Annotated in this window: 13 protein-coding genes; 5 read left to right on the plus strand and 8 right to left on the minus strand. The window is 58.8% G+C overall.

Features of this window, described 5'->3' with window-relative positions:
• Positions 1 to 9 precede the first annotated feature (9 nt).
• The gene (gene hyfB, locus IPP88_08725; protein ID MBL0122799.1) at positions 10 to 2,031 is read right to left on the minus strand and encodes a hydrogenase 4 subunit B; all 2,022 of its coding nucleotides are present in this window, start codon (positions 2,029 to 2,031) and stop codon (positions 10 to 12) included.
• Positions 2,032 to 2,160: 129 nt separating this feature from the next.
• Positions 2,161 to 2,955 carry a response regulator gene (locus IPP88_08730; GenBank protein ID MBL0122800.1) on the minus strand — a complete coding sequence of 265 codons (795 nt, stop codon included), beginning with the start codon at positions 2,953 to 2,955 and terminating at the stop codon, positions 2,161 to 2,163.
• 26 nt (positions 2,956 to 2,981) lie between these two features.
• On the opposite strand from IPP88_08730, the gene IPP88_08735 reads away from it, so the two are divergent.
• Positions 2,982 to 5,492, plus strand: coding sequence for an MASE1 domain-containing protein (locus IPP88_08735; protein ID MBL0122801.1), 2,511 nt, complete (start codon positions 2,982 to 2,984; stop codon positions 5,490 to 5,492).
• Positions 5,493 to 5,572: 80 nt separating this feature from the next.
• On the opposite strand, the gene IPP88_08740 is transcribed toward IPP88_08735, so the two are convergent.
• A complete protein-coding gene (locus tag IPP88_08740) occupies positions 5,573 to 5,719 on the minus strand; it encodes a hypothetical protein (GenBank protein MBL0122802.1) in 147 nt (48 codons plus the stop codon).
• Between the two features lie 23 nt (positions 5,720 to 5,742).
• Here IPP88_08740 and IPP88_08745 point away from each other — a divergent pair, with 23 nt between their 5' ends.
• Positions 5,743 to 7,164, plus strand: coding sequence for an EAL domain-containing protein (locus IPP88_08745; protein MBL0122803.1), 1,422 nt, complete (start codon positions 5,743 to 5,745; stop codon positions 7,162 to 7,164).
• A gap of 33 nt (positions 7,165 to 7,197) precedes the next feature.
• Here the strand turns inward: IPP88_08745 and dacB are convergent, their stop codons facing one another.
• Positions 7,198 to 8,619 carry a D-alanyl-D-alanine carboxypeptidase/D-alanyl-D-alanine-endopeptidase gene (gene dacB, locus IPP88_08750; protein ID MBL0122804.1) on the minus strand — a complete coding sequence of 474 codons (1,422 nt, stop codon included), beginning with the start codon at positions 8,617 to 8,619 and terminating at the stop codon, positions 7,198 to 7,200.
• Between the two features lie 71 nt (positions 8,620 to 8,690).
• Positions 8,691 to 9,965, minus strand: coding sequence for an adenosylmethionine--8-amino-7-oxononanoate transaminase (locus IPP88_08755; protein MBL0122805.1), 1,275 nt, complete (start codon positions 9,963 to 9,965; stop codon positions 8,691 to 8,693).
• Positions 9,966 to 10,278: 313 nt separating this feature from the next.
• Here IPP88_08755 and IPP88_08760 point away from each other — a divergent pair, with 313 nt between their 5' ends.
• Positions 10,279 to 10,614, plus strand: coding sequence for a DUF2489 domain-containing protein (locus IPP88_08760; GenBank protein MBL0122806.1), 336 nt, complete (start codon positions 10,279 to 10,281; stop codon positions 10,612 to 10,614).
• A gap of 177 nt (positions 10,615 to 10,791) precedes the next feature.
• Complete coding sequence (locus IPP88_08765; GenBank protein MBL0122807.1) at positions 10,792 to 11,349, plus strand: YdeI/OmpD-associated family protein; 558 nt, start codon at positions 10,792 to 10,794, stop codon at positions 11,347 to 11,349.
• A gap of 73 nt (positions 11,350 to 11,422) precedes the next feature.
• Here IPP88_08765 and IPP88_08770 read toward each other — a convergent pair whose 3' ends face one another.
• The 3 genes from IPP88_08770 to IPP88_08780 form a co-directional block, all read right to left on the minus strand.
• Complete coding sequence (locus IPP88_08770) at positions 11,423 to 12,793, minus strand: DUF1501 domain-containing protein (GenBank protein MBL0122808.1); 1,371 nt, start codon at positions 12,791 to 12,793, stop codon at positions 11,423 to 11,425.
• A 9-nt stretch (positions 12,794 to 12,802) separates the two neighbouring features.
• Complete coding sequence (locus IPP88_08775; protein ID MBL0122809.1) at positions 12,803 to 15,355, minus strand: DUF1800 family protein; 2,553 nt, start codon at positions 15,353 to 15,355, stop codon at positions 12,803 to 12,805.
• Between the two features lie 568 nt (positions 15,356 to 15,923).
• A complete protein-coding gene (locus tag IPP88_08780) occupies positions 15,924 to 18,326 on the minus strand; it encodes a tandem-95 repeat protein (protein MBL0122810.1) in 2,403 nt (800 codons plus the stop codon).
• Positions 18,327 to 18,832: 506 nt separating this feature from the next.
• Here IPP88_08780 and IPP88_08785 point away from each other — a divergent pair.
• Positions 18,833 to 19,486 (plus strand): diguanylate cyclase, encoded by a 654-nt coding sequence (locus IPP88_08785; GenBank protein MBL0122811.1) that lies wholly within the window; start codon positions 18,833 to 18,835, stop codon positions 19,484 to 19,486.
• Positions 19,487 to 19,608: the final 122 nt, after the last annotated feature.

Below are 19,608 nucleotides of genomic sequence, written 5' to 3' on the forward strand. Positions count from 1 at the left end.
TTGAGCGATTCATAGCTGGGTAAAAAACAGCAGCGCAATGAGCGTGATAAAGCTGTACAGGAGATAAATCGAAATCCGACCCTGCTGCAGCTTGCCGATGAGGCGCGATATCTCCTCGGTAATTTTGGCAATGCGTTGATAGACCCATTGCCAGAGTGGATCCTCGACGGTGACTTTGTAAAGCGGATTGCGGTCGAGCGCGGTAGGCAGTTGGCGCGTCAAACGAAAAAAGGGCTCGAAGATCTGGCGGATCGGCTGGCCAAAGCCCTCGGCCGAATCCTGCATGCGCGCGGTCTGCAGCGGATACCCGCAATCCCAGGCATTGGCGCGGCGGATGCGCGAATGGTAGAGGCGGTGCACCAGGGCAATGGTCAATAGCACGACTGTCGCCGTCACCAGCAGAAATATCAGCGGACTGTACGATGCCCGCTCGGGAGACACCGGCGCCAGCAGCAGCCAGTTGCCGATCCGCCCGCTTTGTGCGAGACCCTGGCCCAGCAGTTGCACGGCGACGGGATCGATCACTTCAATTACCGCGACCGGGAATACCCCCAGCAACACACAACCTGTAGCCAGCCACAACAGTCCCAGCCGTTCCAGTTTGCCGGCGTCATGTGCATTCGTCAGCTTCTCTTCGCGTGGCTGGCCGAGGAAGATGATGCCGAAGAACTTGACCATCACGTATCCAGCCAGGGCCGCGACAAGCACCACGCCCGCGGAGAAAATCGGCACCAGCATGCTCAGGTAAGCATTGGGAATCGCGGTGGTGGTGAGAAGGCTCTGCAGCAGCAACCACTCCGATACGAAGCCGTTGAGCGGCGGCAGACCGGCGCTTGCGATGATGCCGATCAGCATGATCCATCCGACCCACGGCATGAAGCGCATCAGCCCTCCCAGTTTTCCCAGGCTCCGCTCGCCGGTGGAATGGAGCACCGATCCCGTGCCAAGGAATAGCAGGCTTTTGAACACTGCGTGGTTGAGTGCGTGGTACAAGAGCGCGATCAATGCCAGCGCCGCCAAAGCCGGCATCTTGTATGCGGTAAAAATCAGCGTCAACCCCAGCGCAATGATCAGCAGCCCGATATTTTCGATCGAGGAATAGGCGAGCAGGCGTTTCATGTCAGTTTGTACCGCCGCGAACACCGCGCCGAACATGGCCGTCAGCAATCCCAGTGACAACGCGACGACACCCCACCACCAAAGCGGTGTTGCGATCAGGTCGAGACTCACGCGCAGCAAGCCATAAATGGCGGTCTTCAGCATCACGCCGCTCATCAGGGCTGAAATCGGGGAGGGAGCGGCGGGATGCGCTTCGGGTAGCCAGATATGAAGGGGAAGAATACCGGCCTTGGCACCAAAACCGAACAGGCACAGCAGGAATGCGGCTGACGCCCAGAATGGCGAAAGCGATTGGGCGCGCATATTGGCAAAGGTGTAATCGCCAGTGTTGGCCTGCAACACGCCGAAGCAGAGCAGAATGGCGATGGCACCGATATGCGCAACCAGAATATAGAGAAAACCCGCGCGCCGGATCTCGGGAATTCGATGGTTGGTCGTGACCAGGAAAAATGATGACAGCGCCATGGTTTCCCACATCACCATGAACACGTACGCGTCATCGGCCATCAGCACCAGAACCATGCTCGCGAGGAAGACGTGGTATTGAAGGCAAAGTAGCCCCGGGGGTGCGCCTTCCGCGCGGCGAAAATAGCCGGCCGCGAAAATCGAGATGCCCGCACTGGCAGCGCCCAGCAGCATGATGAAAAATGCCGCAAGCGGATCGAGGCGCAAATGAAATGGCAAATCCGGCAGACCGATGGGCAACACCGCGATCTGCGGGTTCTGCACAACAGCAGTGAGACCGATAGCCGTCAGTACGACGCTGCAAAGGCTGGACAATGGAAACAACACGCGCGCCACGATGCGAAAATTCCGGAGAAACACGAGACCGGCGACACCCAGCGACAGCCATGAGGCAACGACCAGGAGCACCCAGTCGAGGGAAAGCAGCGTGCTGGTGGGAAAAGTCATCGGGAAGCTATTTCTTGCGGATTGTGATTTTTACAGCGACAGGATTTTTATTATAGTGTCGGTAAGCAACAAACCCTAACTAACCACCATCAGGAAGCGACGATTCATCCGGCAGGTCCCGTGCAACGCTTAAACGACGACCTCCGCGTCGAAGAAATAGCCCGCGCCGCGCTCGGTCCTGATCAGCGTCGGTTCGTTCGGATCCGCTTCAATCTTGCGTCGCAAACGCAGGATCTGCACATCGATTGAACGATCATAGACGTCATCGTGGAGCCGGCTGCCTTCGAGCAACTGGTCGCGAGACAGCACGTGTCGCGGCGACTTGAGGAACGTGATCAGCAAAGCGAATTCCCCATTGGTGAGATCGATGCGCTTGCCGGCCGGGGACATCAATCGACGCGAACCGGTGGAGAGTTCCCAGCCTGCAAAGCGATAGCTACGAATGTCCGCATCGCGACGCGGGCTGACCGCGTCCACCGTGAACCCTGCCGTTGACGCAGGACGCGGCTCATAACGCCGCAAGACCGCCTTTATTCGTGCCAGCAGTTCGCGGGGGCTGAACGGCTTGGCCAGGTAGTCATCCGCGCCCAGTTCCAAACCGAGCACACGATCAATCTCTTGAACCTGTCCGGTCAGCATGATGATGGGTACATTGGAGGTTTGGCGGAGGCTGCGGGCGACAGTGAAACCGTCCTCCCCGGGCATTTTTACGTCCAATACGATCAGTGCCGGTGGATCGTCCGCGCACGCGCGTCGCATTTCAGCGCCGTTTGCAACCGGCGTCACGCGGAAGCCGTGTTCACTCAGGTATTCGACGACGAGCGAACGAATCGACGGGTCGTCATCAACTGCGATGATATGGGGAGTTATCACGCTTGACCTTGGCAGTTTGGCGTTTCGATACCAGCATACAATAGTTGCCATCAATTTCGATAGGTCCTTGTCTCGTCATGGCATTTGCGCCGCAAACACCGCCTCTGCCGGCGTCCGCGTTCGCCGGGTCCAATCGGCAGAACCTGGCAATCGCAATTGCCGCCGGCGTACTTTATTGGCTGCTAAGTGAGGCGAGCATCCTGATCGCGGCGCGCCAACCGCCATTCCCGGTCTGGCTGTCTGAAGGATTTGCGCTGGGCCTGTGGTTTATCGCACCCAAGAGTTCCCGCTGGTTGCAGCTCGTCGCGGTCTTCGCAGCCAACATGTTGAGCACGCTGCAGGCCGGGATGCCGGGGCTGTCGAATGCGACCGCGGGAAGTGCGGTCAACGTGTTTCAACTGGCCGCGGGCGGGTGGGCGCTGGAAAGGGCACAAATTCAATTCCAGAAAAGCGGCAACACGCTGACATTGTTTGTGGCCCTGCTCGCGGGACCGGTCGGCGTGGTCAACGTGGTATGCGCGTACTTGAGCGCCCTGGTTTTCCACTATCGCAACGGAATTGACGTCGGTGGCGCATTCACGACGCTGTTCGTTTCCGATGGACTGGGCGTGTTGTTGATGACGCCACTGCTGGTCACCTGGGCGGACCGGGTCGGACGCATGGAGTTGATCGATCACCCGCGTTTAAAGCTTGAGGCAGCCGCGGTTTTTTCGCTGGTCGCCGCGATTTCCTACTGGGTGTTTTCCATGCGGCCCGATCCGTTCGGATTGGTGCCCCCTGTGTTCTACCTGGGAATTCCTTTCGTTCTCTGGGCCGCAATCCGGTTCAGCCTGCGTGGCGCGACCCTTGCGCTGGCGCTGCACGCGCTGATCGCCTTTTACTTTACCCTTCGCGATCTCGGGCCCTTCTCGGCGGGTTTCATCCCGTCATCGCAATCCGTTCTGCAATTGCAAGGCTACCTCGCGGTACTGATCATTACGACCCTGTTGGCCAGCGTGCTCATGCGGGAGCGGCGCACCGCGTCGAAAAATGCGCTCTCCTGGCGGATGCGCTACGAGGCGGCGCTGCAGGTCAGCGCTAACGTCGTCTATGAAATTCGGTCCAACAGCCAGCGCGTGGTATGGGCGGGCGACACAATGGCCGCACTCGGCATTCCACACGAAGCGATTTCCACAACAAGCGCTTGGACCGCACACATTCATCCGGATGACCGGGCAATGATGATTGGCTTGAGAAAGAAACTCCTTTCCGGGGTATTGCCGAATGTGGAACTCAATTGCCGGTTGCGCCGCGAGGACGACACCTACATCACCGTAGGCATTACGGCCTATGGCGCAAATGCGCCAGACGTCAATTTCGATCTCGGTGAAGCAGAGGGAAGGCGAATCATCGGTTTTGTCAAAGACATCACCGAAAAGGTACGCGCCCAGGAGGAACGTCAACGCCTTGAGTCCGAGCTGCGGCACGCGCAAAAAATGGAAGCGATTGGCCAGCTGGCGGGCGGGATCGCCCATGACTTCAACAATATACTGGCATCGATCATTGGTTATGCCGAGCTCGCGAAATCACGCGCCACCGGCGATGAGACGTTGCAACGGCAGCTGGCCACCGTCCTTCGCGCCGGTGAGCGCGGCCGGATTCTGGTTTCACAAGTCCTGACGTTCAGCCGCAAATCGCCCGAACAGCGCATCGGTCTCAATCTGGATGACGTGATTGACGAAGTGGTACAGCTTGCGCGTGGCTCAAACCCGCATGAAATCCGCTTTGCCGCCACGCCCCCCGGGAAACACATGGTCGCGGGCAATCCGACCGAACTGCACCAGCTATTCATGAACATCGTCACCAATGGCATGCAGGCCATGCCCGAAGGCGGCGTGCTCGATATTTCGATCGAGCCGGCGGACATCTCTTCGCCCATCGACGCGATTCTCGGGCGCCTCGAACCCGGCAAGTACTTGCAGGTTCGTGTTCATGATGAGGGTGCCGGCATCAATCCGGAGATACAGCAGAGAATGTTTGAGCCGTTCTTTACCACCAAGGCCGTTGGCCAGGGTACGGGCCTCGGCTTGTCGCTGGCACTGTCGATTGCCAAATCACATTGCGGCGCGATCGCGGTGGAGAGCATTCCTGGAAAGGGCGCCACCTTCACCATCTACTTACCCGTCTTTGAAAGCGCGTCAATCCCCCACGAAATTGAACTGCCGCGCGGACACGATGAAAGAATACTTCTGGTGGATGATGAAACGCCGCTGCGTGCGCTAGCCGAAGAGCTGCTCGTCGACTTGGGCTATCAGGTAGCGAGCTTTGGCGAAAGTACTGAAGCGTTGGCGGCGATCGAGCGCAATCCCGCCGCGTTCGATGCCATTCTCAGCGATGAGGTGATGCCGGGCCTGACCGGCACGCAGTTGGCGGCGCGGGTCCGGGAAATACGCCCCGACCTTCCGATCGTGATCATTACAGGCTATGGCGGCCCAGGCTTCGAGTTGCGCGCACAGCAGGCGGGTGTCATCCGCGTCATGCGCAAGCCTTATCGAAAAGATGAACTCGCTCGTGCGCTGGCCAGTGTTTTCATACGCCCTTCACAGTAAGAAACAATGTTTTGCATTCTGAAGAAATGCGCAAGTGCATTTTGGCGGATTGCATTGAATACCTGAAGAGGCCCCTTATTTCAAGCAGTTAGCAATTTCTCGCCAAGGAATTGGCGCGCACGGCGTGCGGATTCCATATGCTTCATTTCAGCTATTGTTACAAACGTAATTTTGGCCACGCCAAAGGTAATTGACGCGTAGTTTTTGGCCGCAAGAATGCGCTCCATTAAATAACTTTTTTGGGGCACACATGCAAGCCATGGTACGCAAGACGACTTCCAGCGACACGCTTATCGGCGCGCGTGCCACGCTGTATGCGGGCATTGATCGGATTTATTCGGGCATCCCCAAGGGGCGGGGTTGGGCGTCGTATCCGTTCAACACATTGACGCTGGATTCACAATTTCAACCGATCTTCAGTGTCGCCGAAAAGCGCTGCGTCGCCTACGAAGGTCTCATGCGCGCCTGCAACCTGACGGGCCACTCAATGAAACCCGAGACGGTGTTCGCGCTATCCGCCAACCATCAGGAAGAGCTGTTTCTCGATTGGCTGTGCCGCGCGCTGCACATGCGCAATTTCAAAAATCTGGCCGCCAATGGCGACATGGTATTTCTGAATGCCTACCCTGAAGCGGCGATTGAAGACCCGCATCATCCCCAGGTATTCGCGCGAATGATGGAGTTCTACGGCATCAATCCGAAAAACGTGGCGATCGAAATCCTTGAGACCGGCGTCTCCGACGAAGCACAATTGGTCGACGCGGTAAAACTCTATCGCAAGCTCGGCTGCAAGATCGCCATCGATGATTTCGGCGTCGGCTATTCCAACTTCGACCGCCTTTGGCGGCTGCGTCCCGACTTCGTCAAGATCGACCGTAGCGTCACCGCCACCGCGGCCCGTGAGACGCATGCGAAGCTGGTATTGACCAACATGGTCAAGCTGATCCAGCAATGCGGCGCCAAAGTAATTGTCGAGGGCATTGAAACCCGCGATGAAGCACTGACCGCGCTCGAGGTCGGCGCCGACTTTCTTCAAGGCTACTTCTTTGCCCGACCGGGTATGGCGCCGGTACCTCAAGCACTCTGCGACAACATGTTTGCGGGCTTGATGGATGATTACCTGCCGGTCCAGATCAAGCGTACCGAGACAAACCTGATCGATCCTGATACGCTGGATAACTATAAACGCGCACTGAACGTGGCGATTCTGGATCTTCAGCGAGGGTACGCGTTTGCCCAGGCAACCGAAGCCTTTCTGGCGCTACCGCAGGTGCAACGCATATGCCTTGCGAGTGGCGATGCTCGCCATTTAACCGCGGCAGTCGAAGGAGCCGGCGGTTCACGTGTAGTGCTGGATATGATTGAAAAATCTCCTGCCGCCCCCAACCGCGCCAACGATGCGACCGGTACCAGCATCGACAGGCTGCAGCACGTGTTGCAACACGCGCTGTCGGCGCCGCATCAGGTACACATCACGGATGATGTCGCCACATTCGTCCCGGATGCCACGCAATCACCAATCGCGATTACGTTGTCTTGCGCGTTCGAACTTGACCAAAGGATGGTCGTATTGTGCGGTGACGTGGTAGACCGGCGGCGACGCGCGCCGTCAATGGCAAACAACGGCGAACAACGGCGCGCCGCGAATGACATGAGGCATTTGCACCTTTAATCTTCGAACCGCGCACCCGCTTGCAGGATATTCCTATTTTCCGGTTGCCCCACTTGGACCACTTCCACCACTGACACCATTCACCCCGTTTGCAATACCCGTGCCCGTCGAAGCATAGACGGCATTCAACAACGCATCCTGCGCCGCCTGGGCCAACGGTGCGTTGGGGTGATTGATCAACATCACGACGATCGAGCGGCGTCCATTGGCGTCAAGCACGTAACCCGCAATCGCTCGCGCGTCATTCAGGCTGCCCGTTTTGATATGCGCATGGCCGGCAATCGATTCGGATTTTCCCCGTTTTCGCAGCGTGCCATCGACGCCGATCAGCGACAGCGACGACATGAATTCCGGCATCACGCTCGATTTCCACGCCGCATCGAGCAATTGCGCCAGTGTCGCCGCGCTGATGCGTTCGCTGCGCGACAAACCGGAGCCGTTTTCCAGGATCATTTCCGGTGCGGCAATCCCCTTTCTTGTTAGCCAATCGCGCACGATCAGCCCTGACGCGATTGAGCTGCCGGGTTGTTTGTTCAGTTCGGCCGACAAAGTGAGGAAAAGCTGTCGCGCCATGACGTTGTTCGAATATTTGTTGATGTCGCGAATCGCCTCGGCAAGGGATGGCGATTCCAGCGTTGCGATCAAGCGGGCGTCGGCCGGGGTGGCGGCAATTTTCACCGCGCCATTCCACGTGCCGCCAAGGTCGCGCCAGAGGCGCGCAAAGACGCCACCGACAAAACGTGCATGATCCAGTAGCGACAGATTCCAGGTTTTCTCGCCGCAACGTCGCGAATAGTTTCCCGTGAAAGATACCTTCAGCCTGGTCGGCGAAAGCGTCTGAACGTCGGCCACCACGCGATCCCGCCATTCACCACAAAGCCCGTCGATCAGCCTGACGCGGTTGACGATGTCGAGTTGCGCAGGCCGCACGTCCGGGGAAATCGATACCGATTTATCGTCAATCGACGGTGCAAAATAAAATCGCACGGTTTTGAAATTGAGCAGCAGCGCGTCGGGGCCGACGTTATAGGCTTTCAGTGGTTCGCCGTCGAATCGGGCAGGATCGTGGGGCAAGTTCTCAAAGAAGCTGCGGTCCAGAACCAGATCGCCGTTGATCGTGGTGAGGTCGCGTTCCCGCAGTTGCTTCATCAACGACCAGAATCGTTCCACCGTCAGCTTCGGGTCGCCCGAGCCTCTCAGAATCAGGTCGCCCGTCAGCGTACCGCGGCGCATGTCGCCGGCGATCAGCACGTCGGTTTTCCACGTGTACGCGGGGCCGAGCAATTCCAGCCCCGCATAGGTGGTGACCAGCTTGATGACCGACGCCGGATTCATGGCCTTGTCGGCATTGAGCGAGAACGTGGCGTCTTTCGTGCCCACTTCCTTCACCACCACGCTGACGTTTTCCAGCGGGATCTGGGCTCGCGTCAGCAAGTCGGCCACGGTGGAGGGCAAGGTTTGTGCGCCCGCGCCGTGAATAATGCAACCGAAGCCAATCAAAAGATTCCATGCAGCAATCCGCAATTTCATTTGGTGGTGACCTCGTCGATTGCCGCAAGCGTCTGGCCCACCAGCCACGCAAACTCGTCCTCGGTGACGATATACGGCGGCATGAAATACACCGTCTTGCCGATCGGTCGTAACAGCGCACCGCGCTTCAACGCGGCGGCGAAAAACTCGCGCGCAAACGTATTCTTTTCGGTCTTGATATCGAACGCCCAGATCATCCCCAGATGCCGGAAGTCTTCCACGGCGGGATGGCTGCGAATGGTGTCCGCATGCCGCGAACACTGGCGCGCGAGCACGCGGTTGGCGACGATGACGTGGTCGCTCTCGAAGATATCCAGCGTCGCCAGCGCCGCGCGGCACGCGAGCGCACTGCCCGTATAGGAATGCGAATGCAGGAACCCGCGCGCCAGGTCGTCGTCGTAAAACGCGCCATAAATCGCGTCAGTCGTCAGCACGCAGGACAGCGGCAAATAGCCGCCGGTGATGCCTTTGGACAGGCACATGAAATCCGGCCAGATGCCAGCCTGTTCGCAGGCAAACATCGTGCCGGTCCGGCCGAATCCGGTCATGATTTCGTCGGCGATCAGGTGCACCTGATAGCGATCGCAAAGTTCGCGGGCTCGCAGGAGATACGACGCGTCGTACATGCGCATGCCTGCCGCACCCTGCACCAGCGGCTCGACAATCAGCGCCGCAATTTCGCCGTGCCGCTCGGCCAGCAATCGCTCCAGTGCCTCGGTGGCACCGGCGTCATTGGGGAAAGGTACGCACAGATTGTTGTTCAGCAGCGGGCCATACGCGTCGCGAAAAATCGCCACATCGGTCACCGCCAGCGCGCCGATGGTTTCGCCGTGATAACTGCCTTGCAGGCTGACGAATTTCTGTTTCCCGCTGTGTCCGCTGTTACGCCAGAAGTGAAAGCTCATCTTCAGCGCGATCTCCACCGCGCTGGCGCCGTCGCTTCCATAGAACGCGTGGCCGAGCCCCGTGAGTTTGGCGAGGCGCTCCGAAAGTGCAATGACCGGCTCGTGGGTAAATCCGGCCAGCATCGTGTGTTCGAGTCGATCAAGCTGATCTTTCAGCGCGGCGTTGATGCGCGCATTGGCGTGCCCGAACAAATTGACCCACCACGAGGAAACGGCATCAAGGTAGCGCTTGCCCTCCACGTCGATCAGCCACGCCCCCTCGCCCTTGACGATGGGCACCAGCGGAAAACGTTCGTGATGTTTCATTTGCGTGCATGGATGCCATACAGCGGCGAGCGAGCGCGCGACAAGGTCTTGATTGGTGATTGGCATGGGCAGGAATGTAGCATTGCCTTGGGCTCGCGAACAACATGAAAAACTCTAGCGCTGGTGCGGCGTTTCGGCGCTTTTCGGCCCGGAAGGCGCACCAGTACTTGAGCTTGTTATCCAGGATTGAAGCCTATGCGGGGAACAGTATCAATCCAGACTCACCAATGGATGACGCGTTTGCTTTTTCAAATGGGAGGCCCTAAATTGCCTCAACGTTCGACAATATTTATTTTTTCGATATACCCATCGGAAGTTTCATTTTATAAGCCGTCATTTCCGGTGGGCGACTTTGAATGTGACCCTCATAGACATGTCTGAAAAAATGACTCATGACGAGTATGTTGCCCAGGTCAGAATGCGTGTTGCAAATGTTGCGCAACGAATGCTCGACGAGAAACTATCTTTCATTGAAGGTGCACGCGAGATTTGCGCGCTTCGCGACGAAGTAGATGTGCCACAAGACGATGGCGACTTTGCAGTATTTGACCTTATTGAATCAGAAACTGACGCACTTCCCTTCGGCCCTGTCCGCAAACATTGGTCACCAACAGCTTTAGAAAACCTTGAACCTGAGTTTCGGCAATCCGGAACATTGGGCCCATGCAATTCGTACAGAAGCAAGCCACGCCCTCGTTCGCAGATTTGAAGGCTAACGCTGCGCGCAAGCACCTTGCCAAGCAGATAACTTCGTTGTGCCGTTGTGCGGTGCTCGCGTCAATGCCTCTTGTTGCGGCCAAAATCGCTCTCTCTTGTCGCTGGACGCCATAATGACGCGCCGCCATTTACCTTGATCTTTGCCCGCACCTCCGCCACTTAACGCCGCATGGACCCTACCTACTTCCGTACCGCCGCTGAATTCCGCGCCTGGCTGACCAAGCACGCCGAGTCGAGCGCCGAGCTGGTGGTCGGTTTCATGAAGCGCGGCTCGGGCAGCCCGAGCATCACCTGGCCGGAAGCGGTGGATGAAGCCCTCTGCGTCGGCTGGATTGACGGTGTGCGCCATCGCATCGATGATGATCGCTACAAGATCCGCTTTACGCCTCGCAAGCGGCACTCGCACTGGAGCGCGGTCAACATCGAGCGGGTTGCCGTGCTCCAGGCCGAAGGAAGACTGAAGCCTGCCGGCCTTGCCGCGTTCGAGCGAAGAACCGAGAAACGATCGCGCACCGCCTCATACGAGCAGGCGGATTCACCCAGCCTGAATGCGGAGGAAGTGAAGCGGTTCAAGAAGAATCGGCGCGCGTGGATTTTCTTCGAAGCACAAGCGCCCAGCTACCGGAAGAAAGCGGTCTGGCGAGTGGTCAGCGCCAAGCAATTGGCCACGCGCGAGCGGCGATTGTCATTGCTCATCGAAGCAAGTGCGGCGGAAAAACGTTTGTAGGCTTACGTGCCCAGGCTACGCCGGCTGTTCTTCGCGGCATTCTCGGTGGTTCAGAATTCTGTAACCCTTCCCGTCAAACCATGAACCCGAGATTCCCCGTCGGAAAGCGCGACAGATTCGGGAACACCGCATTCAAATCCGCCGACCCGACGCCAAACCACGTCGCCATGGTCGCGGCGTACTGATCGACCGACACCGACGGAATCCACGTGCCCTTGCCGACATCGTCCGGGCCATCGACGACGAGCGTTGGGAAGGTGCCATACATGGCGTTACCTTTGACGGCACCACCCGCCACCAGATGGTGACTGCCCCACGCGTGGTCGGAGCCTTTGCCGTTGGTGGGAAAGTTGCGGCCAAAATCGCTCGCGGTAAAAGCGGTGACGTTCTCCGCCATGTTGATCTCGACGGTGGCATTGTAAAAAGCCGCCATTGAGGCGGAGACATCCCCCAGCAATTCATTCTGGCGATCCAGTTGATCATCGCCATGCGTATCGAATCCGCCGATGCCGGCGAAGAACACCTGCCGCTTCGCACCGAACGCATTGCGCGCGGCGATGAGCCGCACGATCATGCGCATCGCCTGACCGAGTCCGCTATTGGGAAAGACGGTGTTGAATGGCGCAGCCGCGTTCAGTGCGGTCGAAATTTGTTTCTGGTTGGTGATGGCGCCCGAGAGAATATCCAGCCACACACCGTCCATCACACTGGGACGCACGGACGATTGCGCGAGCAGTTTCTGGATGCCGTCCGTGAGTGGTTTGGTTTGCGTGCCGGTATCGTAAAAATCCAGGCCAAATTGGCCTGACGGCGAAACCGGAAACGAGCGAATGGTATCGCCAGAAAGGAACGTGGAATTGCCGGCCACCGACATGCAGGTGGTGAGGCTGCCGGATTGGTTCAGCGCGGCAACGCGATCACCGATACGTCCACCCCAGCCGGAGCGCACCGAATTGTCGGGCATTGCGGTATTCCACAAAAACTGCTGGTCGCTGTGCGAAAACAGATTTGCTGGCCGCGGCACGCTGCCGCTCTGGTATTGCGCCTTGGTGATGGGTGCGGCGAGTGTGCCGACATTGGCAATGACCGCGGCCTTGCCCTGATTGAACAAGCTCTGGATGCCGGCCATCGCGGGATGAAAGCCAAATTCGCGGCCTTGCACATTGGTTGGCTTTACGGATAGCAGCTGATCGCGACCCAGTGCCAGGCCTCCACGTGGGATGGAGTAGCGCGTGTAATCGGCCTGATCGCGCGGCACAATGAGATTGTTGCCATCGTTGCCGCCGAACATGAAGATGCACACCAGCGCCCGATAGTCATCGCCGGCTGCGAGTTGGACAATGTTCTCAAGCTGGGCGTGCGCGTTGCGTGCGGTGACGGGGACCATTGCGGGCAACAGCAATCCTGAAGCGGCTTGCAGGAAACGGCGTCGATTCGTTTTCATGGCGGTCTCTTATTTCTGGATGACGAAATCGGATGACAGCGCGAACAGCGTCAGCGCAGTGCGCACGCGCCAGGTCCGATCCGAACTGTTGTTGTTGAACGGCACGGCGGTGACGGCATCGACAATGGTCTGCCGCGTGGTGGCATTGAGCTCACCGTAGGTCAGCAGCCGTGACAGGTAATCCACCAGCTCTACAGGTGAATTGGCAAGCGCCCTCGCCTGTGTGAGATCGAGCTTCAGCAGGTTGTCGCCCGAACCATAGCCCTCGTTTTTGACCAATTGATAAAAGAAATTGGCGGTGCCGACGGTCTGGATCTCGTTGGTGATCTGGAACTCCGGCGCCACCATCCCCGCCTGCGCGAGCCTTCCCGGACGGGTGTAGGCCGGCGAGAAGAAGTTGAACACCGACGGCGACAGCAGCGGGCTCTGGCCAAGCGCATCGTCGGCGCTGTCCAGATAGTGGATGTTGTTGCGGCCGTTCGCCGACGTGGCATTGAAGGCACGCAGGATGTTCGCGAAACGGATCACCGGTTCCCGCTGCTTGCCAAATTTCGTGTCGCTCGTCAGCGGGGCATTACGTGCGTCGGTATCGAGCAATACGGCCTTGATGACCGCCGCCAGATCTCCCCGCACGCCGCGGCCGTTATTGTCGAACACGGCGGCGACCCGCGCCACATAGGCCGGGTTTGGATTCGAGGTGACGAAGCGCTGGATCAGCTGGCGCCCGATGAAGGGGCCGACGTTGGGATGATTGGCGATATTGTCGAGTGCCGCCTTCATATCCGCTTCCGGCGTTTGGCCGGCGGGAAGCGTGACACCATTGAGCAGTGTCTTGGTGCCGGTCTCGTGCTTGCTGGCGAAGGCAATCATCGGCTGCGTCCAGCTTTCTTCGGGACGGTCGAATTTCTTGGGGTTGGCCGGGTCGTTGCCAAAGAAAGTCCAGCCGGTGAATGCGCGTGCGAATCCCTTCACGACGCTCTCGTCATACGTCGGCAGCGGGACGCCGGCGGCATCGAGTTTGCGCGTGCCGTCCGCGTTCAACTGATTCAGGCCGACCGAAAAAAGTTGCAACACCTCGCGCGCAAAGTTTTCATTGGGGAACTTCTGTTTGGCGGCGTCCTCCTTTTCACTGCCGAGCATGTTCAGGTAGTAGCCCATCGCCGGATGCAGCGCAACCGCGCCGAGCAGGTCGCGGTAATTGCCGAACGCGCGGGCGTTGATCATGTCCATGTACGACGACATCGCATCGGGCTCGAGATCAGGCGCGATGTTGGAGATGACCATGATTTCGGTCAGCGCAAAACTCATGCGCGCGCGCAACTCGTCCTGCCCGAACAGCCATTGTTGCCAAATGGCTTCGTAGGAATCTTCTTCCGCGTAATAGGCCTTGCCGTTTTCAGCAAGGCGCCGTGCCTTGGCGGCATCGATGTACGCCATGTGGGAATCGGCGGGCCGCGCGAGTTGTTCATCGATCCAGGCTGATGGTCCGATGGCCTTGACGCGATCGATGCTGGCGGCTTTTGGACCAAACGTGGCCTGCGTCAGAAAACGCGCCGCATCACGATAAGTGGCATCGACCACCGTAGGCGCAACGAGGACACTGAAATCGACCGCGGACGTCGCCGTGCCAGCGGGCGTCGTCACGCTGATTTTGCCGCTGGTCGCGCTTGCCGGCACCGTCGCCTGCAATGATGTTGCCGTGATGCTGCTGACGCCAGCGGAGGCGACGCCATTGAATTTGACGGTGGTGGCGGCAGTGAAATTGCTTCCGGTGATCGTGATGGTGGCCCCTGACTGTGCGCTCGCGGGCGCAAAGCTGGTCAGCGTCGGCGCCGTATTCGCCACCGGCGCTGAGGGCAGCGAAGGCGGCGTACCCGATGGGCCATTGCCATTTTCCGTGGCGGACATCACGTAACCGGCGATACCTGCATAGCGCCAGCCAAACGTGCCGACCAGGAAGTTCTTGCCGGGCGCCTTGGTGGTGTAAAGATTCAGCTTGAGCGCATCGTGGGTAATGCGATGCAGCGGCTGCGTCGTGGCAGTCTTCGTTTTGCCGACATACCCAAGCGTGCCGTCGCTTTGCCAACCTTGCGTGCGCATATTGTTGACTTCATTGCCATCGGTCGTCAGCACGACGCGGTTCAAACCCGGCAAAGTCAGCTTCTGTAGCGCAACCGCCGGCTGGCCATCGATCGCGCTGGCATCGGTCTTCACACGAAAGCGGATGCCTTCGCTGCGCCATCCTGGCAGCGGCGTCGCATTCTGCGTGTAGGTGTAGCTGCCGCTGGCCGGTGAATACATGAGATACACGCTCGCCCAGGACGCCGTGGTTTGCGCGAACGCCGTCACGCAGGTCATCAACCAGAACAACACCACGTTGACCAGCAATACCCAGCTCATTGCGCGCCAGACGCGGTTGCGGGTTTTGTCGCCGGCGGGTATCTGCGGTGGCATTTCATCGTCCATGCCGTACTGGGATCGTTCGAATCCTCTAGAACGCTGGCGATTATTGGGTCGAAATTCCGCGTCACGATCCCAGTCTCGCGAGATGGGCTGAGCCATGTCTTTCCCCTTTTTCTTTTGATGTCGGCGTCAAACGATTGACCCGACCCCGTGACCCTATTGCACTTGCCGTGCCAAGTACCGCAAAAAGTTATAACAAATTGAATTAAAAAGAAATAATGTATTTCAGTGATTTTGTTTTTGTTGCCAATCCCCGACAAACAGGCGACAAAAATCGCAACTCGTTGTTTCATATGCTCACTTATTGCTGCCGAAGAGTGACAGCGGCGCGGGGATGCGATCCGCTTTACCGCTATACCTATACCGCCTTTGTACGCCGGATCGCGGCGTCGCTCGCTGGACTACTTCCTCACCGCGTTCGCCGTGGCCAATCTACGGAAGGCGTTGCAACCACAGCATCGCGCGCATGCCCGGTGTGAATCAAGAAAAGGGGCTGGCCAAAGCTGGGCCAGCCCCTTCCATTTGCGCGGGCAAATGCGCTTACACGGCCATCGCGCCGTGATCTCCGGGGATCGCGGATGACCCCGCGTTCCCAGGGAGCGTTATGTGCACGCTAAGCGCACGCTATACGCACGTTAGGCACGAGTTACGTGCGCGTTTGGCGGTGTCAATCATTGCCGTGGTCATCATCGCCATCATCATCGCCTGCGCGGCAGTTGCGCGACGTACCCTTGACCGTAACGACTTTCGACAACTGCGTGCCCGCCCTGGCCTGTATGCGGCAGGGTGCCGTACGGAGCCTCAGTTCCAGCTTCCACTTTCCTTCGCTATTGGCGATGGCATTACCCAGTACGTTTCCTGAATCGGCATCGATAACCGTCACGTTTGACCTGCCCGGGGTGACCTTGCCCTTGGCCTTGAGTTTGGAATCACCCCACTCCGCCTCCTCGATTGAGACCGCGCCCGAGGTCGATGTTGCCGCCAGCACGGTGATGACAAAGGACTGCGGCGCGCTGGTAAGCGCCGGGGTTCCGTTGTCGGTCGCTGTCACCGCCACTGAGTAGCCACCGGCTTGACCTGCTGCCGGCGTCCACCGGAAGCTGCCGCTCGGACTCAGCGTCGCGCCGCGAGGCAAAGTGGAACTTGCGAAGCTCAACGCATTGCCGTCTGGATCGGTGCCGCTGATCACGAACGCCAGCAACTGACCCGCGGTGACCGTCTTGTTGCCGGGATCCGTCACCACGGGGGCGCGGTTTGCACTCACGGCGGCAACGGTGATCGCGAACACTTCCGCGTCGGTCAACACGCCGTCGCTAACCGTGATGGTGACATTGGCGAAGCTGCCGGTCTGACCGGATGTCGGCGTCCAATTGAAAGTTGCCGCACCGGTGCCGTTCGGGGTCAGCGTCGCGCCAGTGGGCAGATTTGCGCTCGTGAAAGTGAGCGTGTCGCCATCGGCGTCACTGGCGGTGATCGCGATCGCTATCGACTGTCCCGCGTTCAGTGTCCGATTGCCGATCGGGCTCGGGCTCAACACCGGTGGCCGGTTGACATTGCCCACGGTAATCGTGAAGGTTTCGGATGCGCTCAATGCTCCGTCGCTAACGTTTATCGTCACGCTGTAGTTACCTGCCTGCGCAAAGCCCGGTGTCCAATTGAACGCACCCGTCGGCGCAAGGCTCGCGCCCGCAGGCAGATTGGCACTGGTGAAGTTGAGCGTGTTGCCGTCTGGGTCCGATCCCGTTGCCGTGAACGTCAGCGACTGGCCTTCATTCGTCGTCTTCGCACCGATCGGATTCAGCACTGGCGGCCGGTTGATGCTGCCGACAGTGATCGTGAACGTCTCGGAGTCGATCTGCGGGGGACTACCGTTGTCAGCCACATTTATCGTCACACTGAAGTTGCCGTTCTGTCCTGCCGACGGCGTCCAACTGAAGGCGCCTGCCGGTGTAAACGTCGCACCGGCGGGCAGATTGCCTGCCGAGAACGTCAGCACGCTCGAATCCGGGTCCGTTGCCGTGGCGGTGAACGCCAGCAATTGCCCCACGTTGGTAGTCTTCGCACCGATGGGTGCAAGTAACGGGGGTTGGTTCGCATTGATGACGGTGATCGTGAATTGTGCGCTGGCACTTTGCGGCGGACTCCCCTTGTCGGTGACGGTGATCGTCACGTTGGGATACGAGCCGGCCTGCGTCAGGCTGGGTGTCCATGCAAATGTCGCCGTGCCATTCAAGTTGTCGGTCAGCGTCGCACCGGTTGGCAGGTTCGCGCCTGCAAAGGAGAGCCCATCGCCAGCTGGATCGGTCGCCGTAATCGCGATCGTCTTCAACTGGACTTCATTCGCCGTCTGCGAAGCGCCGATCGCACCCAATACCGGCGGCCGGTTGATGTTGCCGACGGTGATGGTAACAATTTCAAAATCGCTCTGCGCCGGACTTCCGTTATCGGTGACCGTGATCGTGACGTTGTAATTGCCGCCCTGCGCGAACGAAGGTGTCCAGTTGAATACACCCGCCGGGCTGAGCGTCGCGCCTGTGGGCAGGTTGCCGCCCGAGTACGTCAGGGCGTTTCCGTCCGGGTCAGTGGCGGTAGCGGTGAAGGCCAGTGGTTGCCCTTCGCTTACTGTTTTCGCGCCAATTGGTGACAGTACGGGTGGCCGATTGGCCGTGGCCGCAGGGTCGAGGGAGCCGGTAATGGACGGCGGGCTCCGATTGGTTGCGGTAACCGCCAGCGTGAACATGTCGTACAGCGTATTGACCGCACCGGGTGTCCACCCTGGCTGGGAGTTGGCATTGATCTCGGCAATATTCGACGCGCCGGTCGGGTCGCCGTCCGAGTTCGTCGACTCAATGGCCAGATACGCCGCGCGGACGGTTTGGCCGCTATTGTGCTGTGCGGTCCACGCCCGACCATATTCGTTAAGGTCGGTTCCGCCGCCGTTGGAATGGCAGATATTGCAGGAGGCGTTCACCCCCGAGGTTGAGGCTGGGTAAACCAGATTGAACCCATCCGTACCCCGCAAATAACTGCTGACCGCCATTGCGGAACCGGAGCCCAGGAGTAATGCCATGAGCCCCACAAGCCAAATGGCTGATTTCTTTTTCATATAACCCTCGCGTCGATGTTCTCTGGAAACGGGGCGCATCGTTGAAACTCGGATGCGCCGATACATGTGAGAGGTGCGAGCAGCACATGGTGATTGAGGAAAATCGGCTGCAAAGTTGATCATTCACCTTGACCTCTCAGTGGGATTTGTTCGCACAATTCGTGCCACGCCGCAACCTGTTGAAGTTAAACAAAATAGTTTCATGGATGGAGTTGCCTTCCGTTGCCATCCCCCGACATGTTTGAGGGAGAAGGCAAGGAGTCATTGTTTTGTATGGGTTTTTTCTGTTGCTACTTGGAGACGCCGCCATCCACTGTGACCCACATCACAAGTAAGCGAGCGCTGGCACCCGTCGCAGGCGTTTGCTAGCAACACGCCAGAGGATTTATTTGGCCAAATGTGACGTATGTCATCGCTGGCATGTCCGCAGAAGCATCAACTCGATGTATCAATTGACCGGAGACGATTCCATGAACCTGCTGGATTTGATCGAGACACAATTGCTCGCCAACCGGCTCCCGCTGGTGGCGATTACACTGGCGGCGGTACCGCATGCCAATACGCCGACCGTGCTGACTTTGCATTGGCACGGCTTTGTGGAGGTGAAATTGACCGACGATTCCGCGACCGTCGCCTACCAGCCGGTGCCCAGTTCCGCGCTGCAAATCAACCGCCGCTGGGACCACTTCGACGATCTCGATCACGAAACGCTCGAGACGGCTTGGGAATTGGGTGCATGGAATCTGGAACGATTGGAAGCGCGTCCGTTCTCTCGCATGGGCGCGCCAACCAGCGAGACCGTTGACGGCATGCACGCTTTCGGCGCCTCGCCGCTCGCCATTGACGGGGATTCGCCATTCGTCGCCGATGTGCCGGACGGCGGCGATCCGATCGAGGCAGCCGGGCGCTCGGGATACGTGCAGTGGCTGTTTCGCCCGGTGCGCGGCGGGTTATGGTCGGAAGTTGCTGACGACGTCACGTTGCAACCTGGTGGCTATCGCAATCCGCCTTGTCCGCTGTTAAGTGAGGCGCCGGAGCGACGGCTCACGCCGCGCGATCGGCGCTGGGTATATCAGTTGGGGCGCAGTGACAAGATCGTCGAGCGGAGCGCGCGCGACCACTAACGCCGGCACGCTACGGCTGCGGCCGCGTTCACTGCATAACCTGTGGCCCTGATGTGACCCATCGAAAAAATCAAGCTCAAGCACTGGTGCGGCTTCTGGAGCACAAATGCTCCAGAAGCCGC

This window comes from Betaproteobacteria bacterium, assembly GCA_016720925.1.
In the GTDB taxonomy this organism is placed as follows: domain Bacteria; phylum Pseudomonadota; class Gammaproteobacteria; order Burkholderiales; family Usitatibacteraceae; genus UKL13-2.